A 4,773-nucleotide genomic window follows, 5' to 3' on the forward strand; every position below is an offset into this window, starting at 1 on the left:
CTAGGCGCGCGGGCCGTTCCGGTCAGCCGCCGCCGTTTCCGGCGATATGGAAGGTCTCTGCCGCGCCTGCGGCGTGAGGGCCGCCGCCGGTGCCACCGGCCATGGGGCCGACGGTGCAGGTCGCGGGATCGAACGGCCCGGCCGCATACATCATCTGCGCATGGCCATCGGGGCCGGCAGAATGAAAGCGCAGCACTGCCTCCATGCCTTTGCCTCCAGCCATGTCGCGAGCGTCGAAATCCGCAAAATCGAAGCCCTGCGTTCCGGGCGGGAGGGCGGCGGTCACGCGCAGCAGGAGGTTGCGCAGGAAGGCGGCATCGCGCGCGCGGCAGATGTCGTTCGGCGTGGCACGGGCCAGATCGGCCTTGCCGATGTGATAGCTCGCCGGTGTCTGCGGCGGGGCCTGGTCTTGCTGCCCGCCGCACCCGGCAAGCATCAGGGCCGTCACGGCTATAAGGCCTTTCATCTCGTCTCTCCGTCGTGCCCGCGCTGCCGCATACGAGTATCCGCCTTCGCGGGAAGTTGAAATAGTCCCTGAAAACCCCTTCAAATCCGCGCCGAGGGGGCTAAAGCGCAAAACATGCCGAATCCGCACGATCCCGCCCTCCTCGCCAAGGCCGAAACCCTCGTAGACGCGCTGCCTTACATGCAGCGATATGCCGGGCGCACCTTCGTGGTGAAGTACGGCGGCCATGCGATGGGCGATCCCGAGCTGGCGCATGACTTTGCCGAGGATGTCGTGCTGCTCAAGGCGGTGGGCATCAATCCGGTGGTCGTCCATGGCGGCGGGCCGCAGATCGGGGCCATGCTCAAGAAGGCGGGGATCGAAAGCCAGTTCATCGACGGGCTGCGCGTGACCGACAAGGCCACGGCGGAAGTGGCCGAAATGGTCCTGTCGGGCTCGATCAACAAGGAGATCGTCGGCTGGATCGCCAAGGCTGGCGGCAAGGCCATGGGCATTTCGGGCAAGGACGGCAAGATGGTCACGGCCCGCAAGGTCCAGCGCACCAAGAAGGATCCGGACAGCCTGATCGAAAAGGTTGTCGATCTCGGCTTCGTGGGGGAGCCCGAGAAGATCGACATTTCGGTGATCGAAACGATCTCGGCCGCCGGCATGATCCCGGTGATTGCGCCGATCGCGCCCGGCGCCGATGGCGAGACCTACAATGTCAACGCGGATACCATGGCCGGGGCGATCGCCGCCGCGCTCGGTGCCGCCCGGCTGTTCCTGCTCACCGACGTGCATGGCGTGCTCGACAAGCAGGGCAACCTGCTCACCGATCTTCGTCCGTCCGATATCGAGCGTCTTCAGGAAGACGGCACGATTTCGGGTGGTATGATTCCCAAGCTCGAAACTTGCGTTCATGCCGTCGAAGCCGGTTGCGAGGCGGCCGTCGTGCTTGACGGGCGGGTGTCACATGCCATGTTACTGGAAATATTTACGCAGGAAGGTGCTGGCACGTTGATCCGCGCGGGCCAGACGTCCATGTGAGGGGACCCCAAGGGCTGAAAGGTATCGCAATTCCCATGCGCAAAAACGCCGCCGTCAGGGCCATGCTCGCCACCGCACTTTCCGGCAGCGTGCTGCTGCTGGCCGCGTGCGACACCAATCCGCCCGCTCCGGACGCGACGACGGATGCGACGGGAGAGGCGACCGATACGCTGCTCGATGCGCCTGCGCCGCTGCCTTCGGTCGATGCTTCCGCTGCCGCCAGCGCCGGTATCGCCGCCGGGCTCGACATGGGCGCGCTGACCGAACGCCGCGATCCCGAGCGGGTGCTGCGTTACTATACCAATGCCCTGCGCGTGGGAGACTGGGTCGATGCCGCCAAGGTGTGGAGCCTCGATGCGCAGATGACGCCCGAAAAGCTGCAGGCCGAATTCGGCGGTCAGGCCAGCCCGAAGATCGCGGTCGGCAAGGGCGATACCGAAGGGGCGGCGGGCTCGCTCTATTACGAGGCGCCGATCGTGGTCGATTTCGCCGACGGGCGTCCGTCCAAGCGCGGAACGATCGTCCTGCGCCGGGTCAACGATGTACCGGGTGCCAGCGAAGAACAGCTCAACTGGCGAATCGAGCGGACTTCCACACTGGTTCAGTAACGCCTGCCCGATATTCACCTGGGCCACGACCCTCGTCGGCGGCTATCTGCCCGCCACAGAGCGCGGCCTTTCCCCCGGCGCCGGTCTCGGCTATCAGGCCGCCCATTCCATATCCCCCAGTGAAAGGCCCAACGCCCTATGCTTGGCGGTCTGTTCAACGCCCTTATCTATCTGCTGCAGGTCCTCCAGACCGTGATCCTGGTCTGGTTCATCCTGTCGCTGCTGATCAGCTTCAATGTGGTCAACTTGCATAACCAGTTCGTCGCGGCCCTGTGGCGCGGACTCAATGCGATCCTTGATCCGATGCTCAATCCCATTCGCAAGGTCATGCCCAACACGGGCGGGATCGACTTTTCGCCGATGGTCCTGATCATCGGCATCATGGTGGTCGTGAAGTTCATGGAGCCGATGGTCTATAGCTATGGCTGACATTATCGACGGAAAGGCTTTCGCCGAGGGCTTGCGCACACGCGTCGCCACTGTTGCGGCGGCTTTCGAGGCGAAGGCCGGCCGCAAGGCAGGCCTCGCCGTGGTGCTCGTGGGTGAGGACCCGGCCAGCCAGGTCTATGTCCGCAACAAGGGCAAGCAGACCGTGGCCTGCGGCATGGAGAGCTTCGAGCACAAGCTGCCTGCCGATACGTCCGAAGCGGACCTGCTGGCGCTGGTCGAACAGCTCAATGCCGATCCCGCGGTGGACGGCATTCTCGTCCAGTTGCCGCTGCCTTCGCACATGAACGAGCAGAAGGTGATCGCCACGATCAACCCGGACAAAGACGTGGACGGGTTCCATGTCGTCAATGTCGGGCGTTTGGCGACCGGGTTGCCGGGCTTCGTGCCCTGCACGCCGCTGGGCTGCGTGATGCTGCTCAAGGACAAGCTGGGCTCGCTCTCGGGTCTCGATGCTGTCGTGATCGGCCGCTCGAACATCGTCGGCAAGCCGATGGCGCAGCTTCTCATTGCCGAAAGCTGCACGGTGACTGTCGCGCATAGCCGGACCAAGGACTTGCCCGGTGTCGTGCGCCGCGCCGATATCGTGGTGGCCGCCGTTGGCCGTCCCGAAATGGTCAAGGGTGACTGGCTCAAGCCGGGCGCGACGGTGATCGACGTGGGCATCAACCGCGTTCCTGCCGCCGAAGAAGGCAAGACCAAGCTGGTGGGCGATGTCGACTTTGCCTCTGCCCGTGAAGTCGCAGGCGCGATCACGCCGGTGCCGGGCGGTGTCGGTCCGATGACGATTGCCGTCCTGCTGCGCAACACGATCGTTGCCGCACACCGCGCCGCCGGGCTCGATCTCGACGAGAGCGCGCTTTGATGAAGCGGGGCGGCGCCGTTCTGATGCTGGCGGCCGTGGCGATCTCTCTCGCCGCGCCGGCCAGTGCGGAAAAGCGCCGCCGCCCCGCGGGCGTGGGCACGGCCAATCCCAGCGCGTTGATCGCGGCCGAAATCGCTTTTGCCCGCGCGGCGCGCGAGAAGGGACAGTGGACCGCTTTCGACAAGTTCGCCGATGACGAGGCGGTGATGTTCGTGCCGCAGCCGGTCATGGCCAGGGATTGGCTCAAGCGTCAGAAAGACCCTGCCCAGCCAGTGCAGTGGGAGCCCTATGAAGTCTGGATGAGCTGCGATGGCACGCTGGGCGTCACCAGGGGCGAGTGGCACCGGCCGGATGGTTCGGTGGGCTATTTCACCACGATCTGGAAGCAGCAGAAGAAGGGCGATTACCGCTGGGTGCTCGATCAGGGCGATACGCTGGCGCAGCCGCTCCAGAAACCGGATTGGCTGTCGGCAGTCGTGGCCGATTGCCCCAAGCGCCGGGGCGGCCCGCCGCCGGGCAGTCCTGAGGCGCCGCGCGAGAAGCGGCGCGAGGCCGGGATGGACGGTGCAGGCCAGTCCGATGACGGCACGCTGGCCTGGGCCTATCATGTGACGGCGGGTAATGCCCGCACGCTGTCGGTTTCGCTGCGCAAGGGCAGCGGGATGGCCGAAGTGCTTTCTTCCTCAGTTGCCGGTCAGGCGCAGTAACCGCGATGCTGGATCTCTTTCTTTCCGCCTTCATCACGCTGTTCGTGGTGATCGACCCGCCGGGCTGTGCTCCGATCTATGCCGGGCTCTCGGCCGACGCGAGCCGCCGTCAGGCCGTGAGCATGGCCGCGCGCGCCTGCCTGATCGCGGCGGCGATCCTCGTGGTCTTCGCGCTGTTCGGCAAGCAGTTGCTGGGCGCGCTGCATGTCGAACTGGATGCCTTCCGCATTGCCGGCGGTGTTATGCTGTTCATGATCGCGGTCGAGATGGTCTTCGAAAAGCGCACCCAGCGCCGCGAGGAGCGCGCGGAGAAGATCATCGCACAGCACGGCCATACGCCGGAGATCGAGGACGTCTCGATCTTCCCGATGGCCATGCCGATGCTGGCCGGCCCCGGCTCGATCGCGACGATCATGCTGCTGATGAGCCGCGCCCACGGCTTCGAGCAGACCGCCACGGTGCTGGCCGCGATGCTGTCGGTCATGATCCTCAGCTTCGGCGCGCTGGCCGCGGCCGGGCCGCTGATGCGCGTGCTGGGCGACAAGGTGGAAGCGGTGATTACCCGCCTGCTCGGCGTGCTGCTGGCCGCTCTGGCGGCGCAATACGTGATCGACGGAGTGAAGTCCTCGCTGCTGGGATAAGCCCTGGGGCCAA

The 4,773-nt window shown here is 65.5% G+C and carries 7 protein-coding genes; 6 read left to right on the forward strand and 1 reads right to left on the reverse strand.

Translation table 11 applies throughout. The features are described 5' to 3' along the window. Window positions 1-22: 22 nt before the first annotated feature. Window positions 23-466 carry a hypothetical protein gene (locus NN5_RS24100; protein WP_067739133.1) on the reverse strand — a complete coding sequence of 148 codons (444 nt, stop codon included), beginning with the start codon at window positions 464-466 and terminating at the stop codon, window positions 23-25. Between the two features lie 114 nt (window positions 467-580). Between NN5_RS24100 and argB the strand changes: the two genes are divergently transcribed. From argB to NN5_RS24130, 6 genes are all read left to right on the forward strand, one after another. After that, window positions 581-1,492, forward strand: coding sequence for an acetylglutamate kinase (gene argB / locus NN5_RS24105; RefSeq protein WP_067739135.1), 912 nt, complete (start codon window positions 581-583; stop codon window positions 1,490-1,492). A gap of 35 nt (window positions 1,493-1,527) precedes the next feature. Beyond that, window positions 1,528-2,100, forward strand: a complete 573-nt coding sequence (locus tag NN5_RS24110; protein ID WP_067739136.1) for a hypothetical protein — start codon at window positions 1,528-1,530, stop codon at window positions 2,098-2,100. Between the two features lie 138 nt (window positions 2,101-2,238). Further along, window positions 2,239-2,529, forward strand: coding sequence for a YggT family protein (locus tag NN5_RS24115; protein ID WP_067739138.1), 291 nt, complete (start codon window positions 2,239-2,241; stop codon window positions 2,527-2,529). Further along, on the forward strand, window positions 2,522-3,412 hold the full coding sequence (gene folD / locus NN5_RS24120) for a bifunctional methylenetetrahydrofolate dehydrogenase/methenyltetrahydrofolate cyclohydrolase FolD (protein WP_174523934.1): 891 nt from the start codon (window positions 2,522-2,524) through the stop codon (window positions 3,410-3,412). Before NN5_RS24115 ends, folD begins: the two co-directional genes overlap by 8 nt. After that, window positions 3,412-4,119, forward strand: coding sequence for a hypothetical protein (locus tag NN5_RS24125; protein ID WP_067739144.1), 708 nt, complete (start codon window positions 3,412-3,414; stop codon window positions 4,117-4,119). Before folD ends, NN5_RS24125 begins: the two co-directional genes overlap by 1 nt. Before the next feature lie 5 nt (window positions 4,120-4,124). After that, window positions 4,125-4,760 (forward strand): MarC family protein, encoded by a 636-nt coding sequence (locus NN5_RS24130; RefSeq protein ID WP_067739147.1) that lies wholly within the window; start codon window positions 4,125-4,127, stop codon window positions 4,758-4,760. Window positions 4,761-4,773: the final 13 nt, after the last annotated feature.

Origin of the sequence: Novosphingobium naphthalenivorans NBRC 102051 (assembly GCF_001590985.1) — a bacterium.
Lineage (GTDB): Bacteria > Pseudomonadota > Alphaproteobacteria > Sphingomonadales > Sphingomonadaceae > Novosphingobium > Novosphingobium naphthalenivorans.

Coding starts and splice junctions, on each gene's coding strand:
- NN5_RS24100 (WP_067739133.1), bottom strand. CDS start 466: ATGAAAGGCCTTATAGCCGTGACGGCCCTGATGCTTGCCGGGTGCGGC.
- argB (WP_067739135.1), top strand. CDS start 581: ATGCCGAATCCGCACGATCCCGCCCTCCTCGCCAAGGCCGAAACCCTC.
- NN5_RS24110 (WP_067739136.1), top strand. CDS start 1,528: ATGCGCAAAAACGCCGCCGTCAGGGCCATGCTCGCCACCGCACTTTCC.
- NN5_RS24115 (WP_067739138.1), top strand. CDS start 2,239: ATGCTTGGCGGTCTGTTCAACGCCCTTATCTATCTGCTGCAGGTCCTC.
- folD (WP_174523934.1), top strand. CDS start 2,522: ATGGCTGACATTATCGACGGAAAGGCTTTCGCCGAGGGCTTGCGCACA.
- NN5_RS24125 (WP_067739144.1), top strand. CDS start 3,412: ATGAAGCGGGGCGGCGCCGTTCTGATGCTGGCGGCCGTGGCGATCTCT.
- NN5_RS24130 (WP_067739147.1), top strand. CDS start 4,125: ATGCTGGATCTCTTTCTTTCCGCCTTCATCACGCTGTTCGTGGTGATC.